At 60.2% G+C, this 13,978-nt stretch carries 13 protein-coding genes and 2 pseudogenes; 8 read left to right on the forward strand and 7 right to left on the reverse strand.

Annotated elements, in window-relative coordinates:
- Nucleotides 1-85 precede the first annotated feature (85 nt).
- Complete coding sequence (locus tag CKW19_RS21080) at nucleotides 86-949, reverse strand: LysR family transcriptional regulator (RefSeq protein ID WP_095059671.1); 864 nt, start codon at nucleotides 947-949, stop codon at nucleotides 86-88.
- A gap of 96 nt (nucleotides 950-1,045) precedes the next feature.
- Here CKW19_RS21080 and CKW19_RS21085 point away from each other — a divergent pair, with 96 nt between their 5' ends.
- Entirely contained in the window at nucleotides 1,046-1,957 is a 912-nt protein-coding gene (locus CKW19_RS21085) for a DMT family transporter (protein WP_095059672.1), read from the forward strand.
- Between the two features lie 85 nt (nucleotides 1,958-2,042).
- On the opposite strand, the gene CKW19_RS21090 is transcribed toward CKW19_RS21085, so the two are convergent.
- On the reverse strand, nucleotides 2,043-2,753 hold the full coding sequence (locus CKW19_RS21090; RefSeq protein WP_095059673.1) for a FadR/GntR family transcriptional regulator: 711 nt from the start codon (nucleotides 2,751-2,753) through the stop codon (nucleotides 2,043-2,045).
- A 280-nt stretch (nucleotides 2,754-3,033) separates the two neighbouring features.
- On the opposite strand from CKW19_RS21090, the gene CKW19_RS21095 reads away from it, so the two are divergent.
- From CKW19_RS21095 to CKW19_RS28570, 4 genes are all read left to right on the forward strand, one after another.
- Nucleotides 3,034-4,368, forward strand: coding sequence for an MFS transporter (locus CKW19_RS21095; protein ID WP_095059674.1), 1,335 nt, complete (start codon nucleotides 3,034-3,036; stop codon nucleotides 4,366-4,368).
- A 12-nt stretch (nucleotides 4,369-4,380) separates the two neighbouring features.
- Nucleotides 4,381-5,724 (forward strand): glucarate dehydratase, encoded by a 1,344-nt coding sequence (gene gudD, locus CKW19_RS21100; RefSeq protein WP_095059675.1) that lies wholly within the window; start codon nucleotides 4,381-4,383, stop codon nucleotides 5,722-5,724.
- Between the two features lie 105 nt (nucleotides 5,725-5,829).
- Complete coding sequence (ampC, locus tag CKW19_RS21105) at nucleotides 5,830-6,963, forward strand: class C beta-lactamase (RefSeq protein ID WP_095059684.1); 1,134 nt, start codon at nucleotides 5,830-5,832, stop codon at nucleotides 6,961-6,963.
- Nucleotides 6,964-7,131 carry an autotransporter outer membrane beta-barrel domain-containing protein gene (locus CKW19_RS28570; RefSeq protein ID WP_143498461.1) on the forward strand — a complete coding sequence of 56 codons (168 nt, stop codon included), beginning with the start codon at nucleotides 6,964-6,966 and terminating at the stop codon, nucleotides 7,129-7,131.
- Nucleotides 7,132-7,274: 143 nt separating this feature from the next.
- Here CKW19_RS28570 and CKW19_RS21110 read toward each other — a convergent pair whose 3' ends face one another.
- The 3 genes from CKW19_RS21110 to CKW19_RS21120 all read right to left on the reverse strand — a co-directional run bounded on the left by CKW19_RS21110 (nucleotide 7,275) and on the right by CKW19_RS21120 (nucleotide 9,725).
- Nucleotides 7,275-7,826 carry a DUF4174 domain-containing protein gene (locus CKW19_RS21110; RefSeq protein ID WP_095059676.1) on the reverse strand — a complete coding sequence of 184 codons (552 nt, stop codon included), beginning with the start codon at nucleotides 7,824-7,826 and terminating at the stop codon, nucleotides 7,275-7,277.
- Between the two features lie 253 nt (nucleotides 7,827-8,079).
- Nucleotides 8,080-8,865 carry a sulfite exporter TauE/SafE family protein gene (locus CKW19_RS21115; RefSeq protein ID WP_095059677.1) on the reverse strand — a complete coding sequence of 262 codons (786 nt, stop codon included), beginning with the start codon at nucleotides 8,863-8,865 and terminating at the stop codon, nucleotides 8,080-8,082.
- Nucleotides 8,866-8,975: 110 nt separating this feature from the next.
- Nucleotides 8,976-9,725 (reverse strand): hypothetical protein, encoded by a 750-nt coding sequence (locus tag CKW19_RS21120; RefSeq protein WP_095059678.1) that lies wholly within the window; start codon nucleotides 9,723-9,725, stop codon nucleotides 8,976-8,978.
- Between the two features lie 101 nt (nucleotides 9,726-9,826).
- Between CKW19_RS21120 and CKW19_RS21125 the strand changes: the two are divergent.
- Nucleotides 9,827-10,306, forward strand: a pseudogene (locus CKW19_RS21125) (aldo/keto reductase); the annotation flags it as partial.
- Nucleotides 10,307-10,335: 29 nt separating this feature from the next.
- The gene (locus tag CKW19_RS21130) at nucleotides 10,336-10,806 is read left to right on the forward strand and encodes a DUF1810 domain-containing protein (protein ID WP_095059680.1); all 471 of its coding nucleotides are present in this window, start codon (nucleotides 10,336-10,338) and stop codon (nucleotides 10,804-10,806) included.
- Here CKW19_RS21130 and CKW19_RS21135 read toward each other — a convergent pair.
- Nucleotides 10,771-13,131, reverse strand: a complete 2,361-nt coding sequence (locus CKW19_RS21135) for a DNA polymerase II (RefSeq protein ID WP_177408842.1) — start codon at nucleotides 13,129-13,131, stop codon at nucleotides 10,771-10,773. The genes CKW19_RS21130 and CKW19_RS21135 overlap by 36 nt on opposite strands.
- A 269-nt stretch (nucleotides 13,132-13,400) precedes the next feature.
- Here CKW19_RS21135 and CKW19_RS21140 point away from each other — a divergent pair, with 269 nt between their 5' ends.
- Nucleotides 13,401-13,841, forward strand: coding sequence for a CBS domain-containing protein (locus CKW19_RS21140; RefSeq protein ID WP_015094223.1), 441 nt, complete (start codon nucleotides 13,401-13,403; stop codon nucleotides 13,839-13,841).
- Nucleotides 13,842-13,870: 29 nt separating this feature from the next.
- On the opposite strand, the pseudogene CKW19_RS29185 reads toward CKW19_RS21140, so the two are convergent.
- Nucleotides 13,871-13,978, reverse strand: a pseudogene (locus tag CKW19_RS29185) (IS110 family transposase); the annotation flags it as partial.

A 13,978-nucleotide genomic window follows, 5' to 3' on the forward strand; every position in this document is an offset into this window, starting at 1 on the left:
TTGCCAGCGATTGCGGCCTGCCAGTCGACATTGTAGTGACGGGGCGATCGCTATCGCTGGCAAGCCAGCGCCTACAGGTTCTGCGTCAGGCAAACTCTTCGCGGAGCATCGCCACAAACGCCTCTCGCGCCGGGTGCACCCCGGCGTTTTCGTGCCAATAGAACAGGTTTTCGATGGCGGTCAGTTCGGAAAACTCATAGCCCACGCAACCGGCGCCCTTGGCGTACTGATCGAAAATCCCTTTCGGCACCAGCGCCACCCCGGCACCGGCACTGACGCAACCGACGATCGCGCCATAACTGGCCAGGCTGACAATCGGCAACGCCAGTCCTTGCCGCAACAGCCAATGTTCCAGCGCGGCCCGATACGGACAGCCCTGGGGCCACATGAACACGGTTTTGTCCTGCAAATCCGTCATGTCGCGCACCGGCCCCAGCGACGTCGAGGCAATCAGCAGAAGGTCTTCGCGGTACATCGGCGTGCGCTTGAGGTGCGAGCGCTCGACATCCACGGCGACAATCGCGCCATCCAGCCGATGGCTCAGCGTGTCATCGAGCAACTGGCCCCAACTGCCGGTGGTCAACTCCAGCGCCACCGCCGGATAGCGCTTGTGAAACTTGGCCAGCAACCGCGGCAAACGACCAGTGGCCGAAGACTCGATAGCGCCGATGCGCAACGGGCCGGACGGCTCCGCCGAAGGGTCCACGGCGCGCTTGGCTTCGGCGGCCAGCGCCAGAATTTTCGAAGCGTAGGCCAGGAAGGTTTGCCCCGACGGACTGATGCGCAGTCCACGTCCCTCACGCAGGAACAGTGCGACACCCAACTCCGCTTCCAGCGACTTGATCCGCGCCGTGATGTTCGACGGCACGCAATGCAGCAACTCGGCGGCACGCGTGATGCTGCCCTCCTCGGCCACGGTCTTGAACATGCGAATCTGCGCCAACTCCATACATCACCCAAAGTGAACGTTTAGCGCAGTATAAGTCAGTTGTGGTGAACCAAGAGCCTTCTGATACTGGCCGCATCCGCCCACAGGTGCACGACCATGACGCCGCTCATATCCGCCCACGTTTCCCCTCTGAAAATCATTCTGGCCATGGCGTTTGTCGTGGCTTGCTGGGGGTATTCCCCAACCGGTATTCATATCGGTTTGCAAGCCTACGACCCCGGACATCTGGCGCTGCTGCGCTTTCTGATTGCGTCAGGGTTCATGGCCGTGGTCGCGATGTTCAGAGGCATCCGCCTGCCGGCCCTTCGCGATTTGCCGCTGCTGTTCGGGCTGGGGTTCTTCGCGGTGAGCCTGCATCACGTAGCGATCAACTTCGGGCAACAAGGGGTCAGCGCCGGCGCGTCGAGTGTCTTGGCGCAGACAACTCCGTTGTTCAGCACCCTGATTGCGCGGTTCGTATTCAAGGACCGGGTGAGCCTGTGGCGCTGGGGTTGTGTCTTGCTCGGGCTGATCGGCGCGGTGATTGTGGTGGCGGGTGATCACGGGTTGGGCAGCCTCGATGCCCACGGTTTGTTGATCCTGTTGGCGGCGGTGTCCTGGAGTCTGTACTTTGCCCTGCAAAAACATCACACCGGGCGTTATGACGGACTGACGCTGGTCTGCTACACGGTCTGGTCAGGGACCGCGTTGCTGCTGTTTTTCCTGCCGGGGCTGGCGGATCAGGTGGTGAATGCGCCGTTGCGCGTGCAGTTCGCGGTGTTTGCCCTGGGGATTTTTCCGAGTGCGCTGGCGTACCTGGCCTGGGCGTACGTGCTGGCGCATGTCGACCTGAGCCGGGCGACCATGACGCTCTATCTGACCCCGCCGACGGCGATGGTCATTGCGTCGTTTGCCCTGGGCGAGCGGCCGACGCTGATGATTGTGGTCGGTGCGCTGGTGGTGTTGGCGAGTGTGCTGGCGTTGAATCTGGAGCGGCGGGTGGTGGTGGTTCAAGCGGCCGAAGCTTGATTCGGATTTTTCGTTTTCAGGTGCGACGCCATCGCGCGCAAGCTCGCGATGAACGATGACTCCGTCTCATTGAAAACAGCCAGACTCAGCTCGGCGAAAACCGGTCGCGGCTGTTGCTCAGGTGCAGCCACATCGCCGCCCGCGCCGCGTCCGGGTCCTGGCGTTTGATGGCGTTGAGAATCGCCTCGTGCTCAAGGTTGGCCAGTTCCCCAAGCTTGCTCAAATCCACCGCGCCGCGCTCGGCGGCGTTAACCCGGGTTCGCGGGATCATGGCGCTGCCCAGGTGCTGCATGATTTCGGTAAAGCAGACATTGCCGGTCGCTTCGGCGATCAACAGATGAAAACGCCGATCCGCCTCGACACAGCTGTCATTGTTGGCCAACAGGCGTTGATAGTCGTCGAGGGCTTCGCGCATTTGCGCCAACTGTTGATCGGTGCGACGCGTTGCTGCCAGCGCCGCCGCCTGGGTTTCCAGGCCCATGCGCAACTCCAGAATACTGCGCACCCCCAGCGCGGTATCGACGTTCAGCCGTAAGCCCTGCTCCGGCGCACGCTCGATCACGAACGTGCCGATACCGTGCCGCGTTTCCACCAGCCCCGACGCCTGCAACTTTGAGATGGCTTCGCGCACCACCGTACGGCTGACGCCGTGTTCCTGAACGATGGTGTTCTCCGACGGCAGCTTGTCGCCGGGGGACATCTGGCCAAGCAGGATGCTCTGGGTCAGCTTCTCGACCAGATCATGGGCCAGGTTGTGGGTGCGCTTGCGGGCAGGCACGTCGAAATCTTCTTGCATGAGGATATCCGGAAAACGGGGCTACCGAATCGTAGCACCACACCGGATGGGAATTCTGGAAAAACATCACTCAGCTTGTATGACAACACTCAACAAACAGCATTAATACCGCCTGAAATCAGATTGCCACAGACCAAAATGAGCCTCACAAACTTCACGATCAGCGCTATTTTATTGAGAAAAGACGCTTGCACAGCAAAAAAACCTAGTTGTATGATGTCTATCAACAACGCAGCATCCGTCACGCCCCGCATAACAATAACGAGTGGGAGAAAACGCAGTGAATACATCCATCTCCGGGATGAACGACAACGCCAATTCGGTGCTGAAGTCCGCCATCGCCAAGGTCAAACGTCACGTCTTGCCGCTGTTCGTCATCATGTTCATCGTCAATTACATTGACCGGGTGAACATCGGCTTCGTCCGCGCCCACATGGAACACGACCTGGGCATCGGTGCTGCCGCCTACGGCCTCGGTGCCGGTCTGTTCTTCATCGGGTACGCGCTGTTCGAAGTGCCCTCCAACATCCTTCTGCAAAAAGTCGGCGCACGTATCTGGCTGACCCGCATCATGCTGACCTGGGGCCTTGTCGCTGCGGGCATGGCCTTTATCCAGAACGAAACCCACTTCTACATCCTGCGATTTCTGCTGGGCGTGGCTGAAGCCGGTTTCTTCCCCGGGGTGATTTATTACTTCACTCGCTGGTTGCCCGGCGTGGAGCGCGGCAAGGCGATCGCGATATTCCTCAGTGGCTCGGCGATTGCCTCGCTGATCTCCGGCCCGTTGTCCGGGTTGCTTCTGCAAATCAGCGGCCTGGGCATGCACGGCTGGCAATGGATGTACTTCATCGAGGGCATGTTCTCGGTCGGGTTGTGCGCCTTTGTCTGGTTCTGGCTGGACTCCAAACCCCACGATGCCAAATGGCTGACCCGCGCCGAACAGGACGCCTTGGTCAAAGCCATCGACGACGAACAACTGGCCCGCGAAGCCGCGACTCCGATCAAACCGTCGCTGGGCAAGCTGCTCAAGGACCGGCAGATCATCCTGTTCTGCGTGATCTACTTCTTCATCCAATTGACCATCTACGCCGCGACGTTCTGGCTGCCGAGCATCATCAAGAAGATGGGCGACCTCAGCGACTTCCAGGTCGGGATGTTCAACTCGATTCCGTGGTTGCTGTCGATCATCGGCATGTACGCCTTCGCCACGCTGTCGGGCAAATGGAAGCACCAGCAAGCCTGGGTTGCCGCGGCGCTGTTGATTGCAGCGGCCGGGATGTTCATGTCCACCACCGGTGGGCCAGTCTTCGCTTTCGTGGCGATCTGCTTTGCGGCGCTGGGTTTCAAATCGGCATCGTCGCTGTTCTGGCCAATTCCCCAGGCCTATCTGGATGCGCGCATCGCTGCGGGCGTCATCGCGCTGATCAACTCGGTGGGCAACCTGGGCGGTTTTGTCGCGCCGACCACGTTCGGCCTGCTGGAAGAACGCACCGGTTCGATTCAGGGCGGGCTCTACGGCCTGGCCGCAACGTCGATCATCGTCTTCGCCGCCCGCAACAAACCCAAATCCGCGCCTGCCGTCGAATCGGCCAAAACTGCGCCACGTCACGCCTGAAAGGATAAACAAATGACCGTACAAGAAATCGCCAAGGCCCCGATCATCACCAGCATGCAGATTGTTCCGGTGGCCGGCCACGACGGAATGCTGCTTAACCTGAGCGGCGCACACGGCCCGTTTTTCACCCGCAACATCGTCATTCTCAAGGACAACGCCGGCCACACCGGCGTCGGCGAAGTACCGGGCGGCGAGCGCATTCGCCAAACCCTGGAAGACGCACGCAGCCTGGTGGTCGGCAGCCCGATCGGCACCTACCAGAAAATTCTCAATCAGGTGCGCCAGACCTTCGCCGACCGCGATGCCGGTGGTCGCGGTTTACAGACCTTCGACCTGCGCATCACCATTCATGCTGTTACCGGCCTTGAAGCCGCCCTGCTCGATTTGCTCGGCCAGCATCTGGATGTGCCGGTCGCCGCCCTGCTCGGCGAAGGTCAACAGCGCGATGAAGTGAAGATGCTCGGCTACCTGTTCTACGTCGGTGATCGCAACGAAACCGACCTCGCCTATCGCAGCGAACCGGACGCCGACAACGACTGGTTCCGCGTGCGTCACGAGAAAGCCATGACCGCCGAAGGTGTTGTCCGTCTGGCGGTCGCGGCCCACGCGAAATATGGCTTCAAGGACTTCAAGCTCAAGGGCGGTGTGCTCGCCGGCGATGCCGAAATCGAAGCGGTCACCGCCCTCGCCGAACGCTTCCCCGATGCGCGCATTACCCTCGACCCGAATGGCGCGTGGTCACTGAAGGAAGCGATTCGCCTGTGCCGTGACCAACACGACGTTCTGGCGTACGCCGAGGACCCATGCGGTGCGGAGAACGGTTATTCGGGGCGCGAAGTCATGGCCGAATTCCGTCGCGCCACGGGCCTGAAAACCGCGACCAACATGATCGCCACCGACTGGCGTGAAATGGGTCATGCGATCCAGTTGCAGTCGGTCGACATCCCGTTGGCCGATCCACACTTCTGGACCATGCAGGGCTCGGTGCGCGTGGCGCAGATGTGCCACGAATGGGGCCTGACCTGGGGCTCGCACTCCAACAATCACTTCGACATTTCCCTGGCGATGTTCACCCACGTTGCGGCCGCTGCGCCGGGCGAAATCACCGCCATCGACACTCACTGGATCTGGCAAGACGGTCAGCGCCTGACCAAGGCGCCGCTGCAAATTGTCGATGGCTGCGTGCAGGTGCCGCAGAAAGCGGGGCTGGGCGTTGAGCTGGACATGGATCAAGTGGCCAAGGCCCATGAACTCTATAAAGGCATGGGCCTGGGTGCGCGGGACGACAGCGTGGCGATGCAGTTTTTGATTCCGGGCTGGACGTTCGATAACAAGAAGCCGTGCCTGGTGCGCTGAATGCCGGTTTTGAAACCCACTCCCGGCCGCGCATGAAAAACCGTCCGCCATTGCATTCAACCGCCTAAAATGGCGCGCACTGAATCAATGGCGGACCTCATCCACATGAACAAGCTGAAAACACTTGCGGCCTGCATGGCCATGCTTGCTACTGGCCCCTGCATCGCCGCAGATCCAATCGAGACAGCCGTGAACGCCGCTGTTCAACCGGTGATGCAAGCCCAGAACATTGCCGGCATGGCCGTGGCGGTGACCGTCAACGGCAAACCGCAGTATTTCAACTATGGCGTAGCCTCGACAGAAACCGGAAAACCGGTCTCGGAAAACACCCTGTTCGAGATCGGCTCCGTCAGCAAAACCTTCACCGCCACCCTCGCCGCCTATGCCCAGGCCACCGGCAAACTGTCGTTATCGGACAAGGCCAGCCAGGTTTGGCCAGCCCTGCGCGGCAGCGCGTTCGACCGCATCAGCGTGCTGCAATTAGGCACTTACAGTGCCGGGGGCCTGCCCCTGCAATTTCCGCCTGAGGCCGACTCCGCCGACACCATGCTCGGTTACTACCAGCAGTGGAAACCGCTCTACCCTGCCGGCACCCATCGCTTGTATTCAAACCCCAGCCTGGGCCTGTTCGGCTACCTCGCCGCGCATAGCATCGGGAAGCCGTTTGATGATGCGATGGAGAAAACCCTGCTGCCGAAACTCGGTTTGAAGCACACCTATGTGAACGTGCCACAGGACCAGATGAGCCTCTACGCCCAGGGCTACAACAAGGACGACAAACCGGTGCGAGTCGGCCCCGGCGCACTCGATTCCGAAGCCTACGGAGTGAAAACCAGCGCGGCGGACCTGTTGATGTATGTTCAAGCGAACATGAAGCCGGCCAGTCTGGCAAAACCGTTGCAACAGGCCATCGCCTTGACCCACACCGGCTACTACACCGTCGGCGACATGACTCAGGGATTGGGTTGGGAGTTGTATGCCTATCCGGTTTCGCTGGACCGCCTGCTCGAAGGCAACTCGAAACCCATGGCCATGCAAGCGCACAAAGTCCAATGGCTGAACCCGCCACAACCACAGCCGAGCAGCGTACTGATCAACAAGACCGGATCGACCGGTGGTTTCGGCGCCTACGTCGCATTTGTACCATCGAAGGACATCGGCATTGTGATTCTGGCGAACAAGAATTTCCCGATTGCAGAGCGGGTCAAAATTGCCCATCAGGTACTGAGCGCCTTGTAGGTGCGAGCTCGCTCCGGGCGGCGTTGCGACAAATGGGCCGAGATCGGTGGTGGTTTGAGCGTGGCGGCGAAGCAGAATCATCATTTCTACGCCGAGGGTGGATACACCAAGGGCAGTGACATCGAACAGCCCTGGGCGGTGACGGTGGGGTATCGCTACAACGGGTAGCTTTACGGACTGATGCAGATGCTTTGGAGAGAGCCTATCGGAGCGCCGGGCAGAGCTGCCGGTGTATCTGAAGCGGGGCCGCTTCGCAGCCCAACGGGGGCAAGCCCCCTCGCCACCTGCTGTTACAAGGATTTCGCGCCGGATCAATCATCCGGCATTTCAGGCGGTTTGACGGGTTTGGTCGATTTAGCCTGCTTGGTGTTCTTGGCGCCTTTAGCCGCGGGCGCTTCTGGCGCTGGAGTGGCCACTGTTGGCGGTGGGGTTTCTTTCTCGGCCGCGGGTAGTTGGTCGACGGCGCTGAAAATATCTTCCAGCTTGATGTTCTCTGACTGTTCGAACTTCTTTTCGCCATCCTTGCCGACCAGAATCACCTTGCTCTTGGACCCGGCCCCCAGTTTGAGCGAGCGGATCAACGCTGCCGTGTCCTGTGGCCCCAGGTCCTTGCCTTCGCGCTGTCCCATCAGGTTGAGCACGGTGTACAGCACCATGTTGCGGTCGGTGAAACCCTTGCGATTGGCCGGCTCGTCCAGTGACTGTTTCAGGCTGACCCACATAGGGTCAACAGTGCTTGGGGCGATAACAATCAGCGGACGGGACCGGCCCTTGTCCATGTCCAGCGGTGAGTCGCCATCGGCGGCGAACAGGGGGCCGGCGATTGCCAGCAGGGTAGCCAGGGTCAGTGACCTGATGAGCATGCGCCTCTCCTTTTGATATCCACGCTCTAATGATTGCGCATCGCGGCGTTCGTTCCGGTGACGCTCGGCAAATGTGCTCTGCCTTGCCCCAAGCTTAGGTCAGCGCGGTCATTGCGCAACAGCTCGGGGCAATCTTGGGCGTGAACCAATGCGAAGGAAGATCAAGGATTGTGCGACAGGACGACGGGTGAATTTCGATACCCATGTCGGGCATCTGCTGGAAATATTCACCCGCCAAAAGGAGGGGGTCGAATCAGAACGCCAGTTTGTAGCCGATCAGCATCAGCATGGTTGCCAGGCAAGGGCGCAGCAGTTCATCGGAGATCCGCCCGGTCAGGTGGCTGCCCAGATAAATCCCCGGCAACGAACCGACCAGCAAGTAACCCAGCACCTGCCAATCCATGTTACCCATGCTCGCGTGACCGAGACCGGCGACCAGCGTCAGCGGAACGGCGTGGGCAATTTCTGTCCCCACCAAACGGCGAGTCGGCAACAACGGATAAAGAATGAACAGTGCCACGGTGCCCAAGGCGCCGGCGCCGATGGACGTCAGCGCAACCATGGTGCCAAGAATCAGACCGGTAATGACGGTCATGACATTCAGGCGCGGGCCAGTGGGGTTGTAGTTGCCACCGGCGCGCTTGTGGGCGAAATCCAGCAAGCGCTTCTTGAACAGGATTGCCAGCGCCGTGGCAAACAGCACAAAGCCCAGGGCTTGTTTGATGATGGCGTTCATCGCGTCGGGACTTTCGTGCAACGTGCTGAGGAACCACAACGTCAGCAGCACCGCCGGCACGCTGCCCAGGGTCAGCCAACCGGTGATCGCCCAATCGATGTTGTTGTTCTTTCGGTGAACCAGCACACCACTGGATTTGGTGATGGCCGCGTAAAGCAGATCGGTACCGACGGCCGTGGCCGGATTGATGCCGAACCACAGCAGGATCGGGGTCATCAGCGACCCGCCACCCACACCTGTCATGCCGACGATAAAACCCACCACCAACCCTGCAATGACCAACCCGATGTTCAGTAAATCCATTGATACGTCCACAAAGATCGCAGGGAAATCCGGCCCGCAGCATAGCGAGATTTCTTATAACCAGTTATATCGATGCGATCTATCTTTATTCCCGAACCTCCTACAAGAATTTACTGCACCGGCAGGAAATTCAGAAACAGCAGGCTCTGGGCATAATTCAGCCCGATACGCCGGTAGCGCTCGTCGAGCATCTGCGTCAGCAAGTCCAGTCGGGCGACGATCTTGCCGAACTCGACGGCAAAGCTCAGGTTGCTGCCCTCCTCGGAAATCTCGTTGGAGAACAGCAACGGCTGGCCCTCCTTGTTTTGTCGCTGGCTCAGAATCCAGGTGGCGATCTCGATGTTGCGTGCGGCGTTGCTGACGAACACCGGGTTGATCGCGTCCGTCATATAGAACTCCAGGCGATTGCCGTGAGCGGTGACGAGCATGCTGCCGATGGCGTAAATGAACGCCCCGACCCGGTCCCCGAGAAACTCCGGGCTCATGGCAAACCGCAGGGCCGCCAGGTCCTTCTTGCCGCCGAGGGTGGGCAACGGCTCTTGCTGTTCGATGGCCATGCGCACTTGCTTGCTGGCGGTGCGGGCGTCGAGGAAACCGGATTTTTTGAGTTCTTCGGGATTGCGCAGGTACAGCTTGCTCATCAACACGTAAAGGCTGTCGAGGTTGTCGCGCATCGCCAGGGTCGCCATGCGGTCAACACTGGTTTGCAGAAACTCCTGGGGCCGGCCTTCGCGCATCTGGGTAAAAATGTCGCTGCCTTGCTGCTGACTGCAACCGGTGAAGAGGCACATCGACAGGCCGACCAACAGCCAGCAATTCTTTGTGAATAGCGCGGTCATGAAAGGTAACGCTTGGGCCATAAATGCTTGAACTTGGGCATGGGCCAGCGGTGGGGATCGCCGCAGGCAACCAAGGATAGAGCCGGTCATTTGGAAAAAGTGCAGTGTCGGCCGACACCAATCGATCACCGGCACAGGAAGTCGCTGCGTTGCGCCTGGGCATCGAGATGGGCATGACCCTGATCGACACGGCGCAAATGTACGCCGAAGGTGGCGCCGAAGAAGTGGTGGGCGACGCCATCGCCACCAGTCAGGTTCTCTACAACCTGGAGCAACGCGGTATAGAGTTTGATGTGTTGCCCTGGAGCCAGCAGCAACGGCTGCCCACCATGGCTTACTGCCCGATTGGCCAGGGCGGAAAAATGCTGGCCAATGCGCTGCTCAAGCAAGTAGCCGCCCGTCACGATGTGACACCGGCCCAAGTGGCGCTGGCATGGATTCTGCGTCAGGACAGCGTGATCGCCATCCCCAAGGCGGTCCGCCCCGAGCATGTGCGACTCAACGCCCAAGCGGCACTGTTGCAGCTTGAAGCCGGAGATCTGGAGGCGCTGGACCAAGCGTTTCGTGCGCCACAACACAAGCAGCGGCTGGCCATGGTCTGAGCCATCGCGGAGTGTCAGAGGACATCGGCATGAGAAGTACCGATCCGCTGGACGCCTTTAATCTGCAACGTTTCATCCAGGCACAGGACCCGGTGTTTGACCGCGTCCAGGCCGAATTGAATGCCGGTCACAAACGCAGTCACTGGATGTGGTTCATCTTTCCGCAGTTTTCCGGGCTGGGCGGCAGCGAGATGTCGCGACATTTCGCCATCCGCTCCAGGGAAGAAGCCCAGGCCTATCTGCAGCATCCATTATTGGGCGCCCGGTTACGCACCTGCACCCTGGAAGTGCTGAACATCCCACAGCGCTCGGTGGCCGGGATATTCGGTCATCCCGACGACCTGAAATTTCATTCATCCATGACCCTGTTTGCCCAGGTCGCGGCCGCCGACAGCGTCTTTCATCAAGCGCTGAATCAGTATTTCCACGGCATTCTCGACGCCTGGACCCTGGAGTTGATGGACTCAAAAAAGCCCCAGTTGCCCACCAATCAGCGTTGAGAAATCGTCGTCGACAAACGGCAATATCGCGTCCGCCACCGGTTGCAGCTGCCGGCTGATGTAATGGTCGTAATCGATGGGCGCGCTGCGGATCTCCAGCGGCTCGGGGCCGGCCACGGTGATCACGTAACTGATCCAGCCGCCATTCTGGTATTGCCGAGGGCGGCCCTGGCGGTCGTTGTAGTCATCGGCGATACGCGCCGCGCGTACGTGGGGTGGCACGTTGCGTTGATAATCGTCGAGGGTGCGGCGCAGGCGTTTGCGGTAAATCAGCCGATCATCGAACTCGCCCGCCAGGGTTTTGCGCACGTAGTCGCGCACATACTCTCGATACGGCTGGCGCTGGAAAATCCGCAAGTACAACTCCTGCTGGAATTGCCGGGCCAGCAACGACCAGTCGGTGCGCACGGTTTCCAGACCTTTGTAGACCATTTCCTCGCTGCCATCGGCGCGGGTCACAAGCCCGGCATAGCGTTTCTTGCTGCCCTCCTCGGCGCCACGGATGGTTGGCATCAGAAAGCGTTTGTAGTGGGTTTCGTACTGCAGTTCGAGCGCGCTCTGCAGGCCGTATTCCTCCTGCACATGTTCGCGCCACCACTGGTTGACGTGATCCACCAGCGAGCGGCCGATTTGCGCGGCATCCTCCTGGTCATGGGCGCGGCGCAGCCAGACGAAGGTCGAGTCGGTGTCACCGTAGATCACCGCGTGGCCCTGGGCTTCGATCAGTTGCCGGGTGCGCAACATGATCTCGTGGCCGCGCAGGGTGATGGACGACGCCAGGCGCGTGTCGAAGAAGCGACAACCGCTGGAACCCAGCACACCGTAAAACGCGTTCATGATGATTTTCAGCGCTTGGGACAGCGGCGCGTTGCGCTCGCGCTTGGCCGTTTCCCGACCTTCGGCGACCCGCGCGACGATCGATGGCAGGCAATGCCGGGTGCGCGAAAAACGCGCCCCGCGAAAACCCGGCACAGACGCGCTGTCATCCGGGTGCGCGAGGCCTTCGATCAGGCCCACGGGGTCGATCAGAAAGGTGCGGATGATCGATGGATAGAGGCTTTTGTAGTCGAGCACCAGCACCGATTCGTAAAGCCCAGGCTGCGAATCCATGACAAAACCGCCGGGGCTGGCTTGCGGCGGTTTGCTGCCGAGGTTCGGTGCAACGAACCCCTGGCGATGCATCAGCGGCATGTACAAATGGGTGAACGCCGCCACCGAACCGCCCATGCGATCGGCCGGTAGCCCGGTGACGCTGGCCCGCTCCAGCAGGAACGTGAGCAACTCGGTCTTGGCGAAAATCCGTGTGACCAGTTCACAATCCTTGAGGTTGTACTTGGCCAGCGCCGGCTTGTCCTCGGCGAACATGCGGTTGATTTCGTCCATGCGCTGGTACGGATTGTCGATCGACTTGCCCTCGCCGAGCAGGGTCTGAGCAACGTTTTCCAGGCTGAATGACGGGAAACTCCAGGTTGCCGACCGCAGGGACTCGATGCCGTCGATGATCAACCTTCCGGCAGCGGAGGCGAAATAGTGGTTGCCGCTGCCATGTTCACGCCACTGCATCTCCTCGCCCTCACGCCCCAGCCGCAACGGCACCGCCAGGCGGCGGGCGTGCTCGTGAAGTACCCGCAAGTCAAACTGCACGACGTTCCAGCCAATGATTGCGTCGGGATCGAAACGGGCAAACCAGTCGTTGAGCTTTTTCAGCAACGCCACCCGGGAGTCGCAATACTCGAGCTGGAAATCCACCTCGCTGTCGTCACCATTGGGCGGACCGAGCATGTACACCTGGCGTTCGCCGCAACCCTCCAGCGCGATGGAATACAACTCGCCCTGGGCCGTGGTTTCGATGTCCAGGGACACCAGTTTGAGGTTGGGCCGGTACATCGGGTCGGGTTTCATCTGGGCGTCGAGCAGCAGGCCATCGGCGCCTGGCGTACCGTTGAAGCGCACGGGAGCGGTGATGAAACGCTCCATCATGTAGCGCTCCGGCGGCCGCACGTCGGCTTCAAACACCTCGACGCCGGCCTTGCGCAGCGCGGTTTCCAGGCGCATCAGCTGACCGTGCTGCTGGCAATACAGGCCCAGGACCGGGCGATGCTCGAAATCCTGCAAGGCCAAGGGCCGCAGCTCGACGTTTTTTTCGTCGTGCAGCAGCGCTTCGGCTTGCACCCTTTGCTCGGCGGGCACGAACGCCACCGACGGTTGATGAGGCAGGCGGATGCGCCGGGGACCGCTGTCGGTCGCCAGCCAGAACTCGACTTCCGTACCGGCCGGGGTGTCGCGCCAATGCCGGGTCAGGACGAAGCCCTGCGGTAAATCCACCACTGCAAACCTCAGATTTGATTCAGGGTGATGATTCTACCCGTGATCACCCAGACTTAGCGGCCAGCCGGGAAAAGATCGCAGCCTTCGGCAGCGCCTATGCGTTCCCGCGTTCTCCTGGAGCTGCCGAAGGCTGCGATCTTTTCGAGGATTGCAGAAGAAAAACCGCCAAATGACGTTTTTTGCGTGTTATCTGCCGCATTCGCCCTTGCCCTCTGCGCTTGGGTCTACGATTCTTCAGGAACAACGACAACACCCGAGTAACCACCATGAAAACCGTCGCCCAGCTGCTCAAGTTGAAAGATCAGAAGAATCAGGAAGTGCACCAGATCAAACCCGATCACATGGTGCTCGAAGCGCTGATGAAGATGGCCGAGAAAAACGTCGGCGCCTTGCTGGTGGTGGAAAATGACGAAGTGCTGGGCATCATCAGCGAGCGGGACTACGCGCGCAAACTGGTGCTGCACGGCCGTTCTTCGGTAGGCACACCGGTGCGCGACATCATGGTCTCGCCGGTGATTACCGTGGACACCCATCAAACCGTCGACACGTGCCTGGGCATCATGTCCGACAAGCGCCTGCGTCACCTGCCGGTGGTGGAAGGCGGCAAGTTGATCGGTTTGCTTTCAATCGGCGACCTGGTCAAGGAAGCCATTGCCGAGCAGGCTGAACTGATTCGCCAACTCGAGCAGTACATTCGCGGCGAGTAATGCGAGCCCCGTAGATACCGTCTTGCTTCTCATCGAGCAAGCGCAAGTTTCGGGTCAAAGGGTTGGCCCGACTTGAGCACTCCGTAAACGAAATGCAGCAGTTTGCGCATCGCCGCACAGATGATCTGCTTGGGGGC

Source organism: Pseudomonas sp. Irchel s3f7 (assembly GCF_900187615.1).
Lineage (GTDB): Bacteria > Pseudomonadota > Gammaproteobacteria > Pseudomonadales > Pseudomonadaceae > Aquipseudomonas.

What these genes read in the sequence shown, in the direction of transcription:
- CKW19_RS21140 (WP_015094223.1), top strand. Translation starts at nt 13,401, where the DNA reads ATGAAAACCGTCGCCCAGCTGCTCAAGTTGAAAGATCAGAAGAATCAG.
- CKW19_RS21120 (WP_095059678.1), bottom strand. Translation starts at nt 9,725, where the DNA reads ATGGCCCAAGCGTTACCTTTCATGACCGCGCTATTCACAAAGAATTGC.
- CKW19_RS21080 (WP_095059671.1), bottom strand. Translation starts at nt 949, where the DNA reads ATGGAGTTGGCGCAGATTCGCATGTTCAAGACCGTGGCCGAGGAGGGC.
- CKW19_RS21130 (WP_095059680.1), top strand. Translation starts at nt 10,336, where the DNA reads ATGAGAAGTACCGATCCGCTGGACGCCTTTAATCTGCAACGTTTCATC.
- CKW19_RS21090 (WP_095059673.1), bottom strand. Translation starts at nt 2,753, where the DNA reads ATGCAAGAAGATTTCGACGTGCCTGCCCGCAAGCGCACCCACAACCTG.
- gudD (WP_095059675.1), top strand. Translation starts at nt 4,381, where the DNA reads ATGACCGTACAAGAAATCGCCAAGGCCCCGATCATCACCAGCATGCAG.
- CKW19_RS21110 (WP_095059676.1), bottom strand. Translation starts at nt 7,826, where the DNA reads ATGCTCATCAGGTCACTGACCCTGGCTACCCTGCTGGCAATCGCCGGC.
- ampC (WP_095059684.1), top strand. Translation starts at nt 5,830, where the DNA reads ATGAACAAGCTGAAAACACTTGCGGCCTGCATGGCCATGCTTGCTACT.
- CKW19_RS21085 (WP_095059672.1), top strand. Translation starts at nt 1,046, where the DNA reads ATGACGCCGCTCATATCCGCCCACGTTTCCCCTCTGAAAATCATTCTG.
- CKW19_RS21115 (WP_095059677.1), bottom strand. Translation starts at nt 8,865, where the DNA reads ATGGATTTACTGAACATCGGGTTGGTCATTGCAGGGTTGGTGGTGGGT.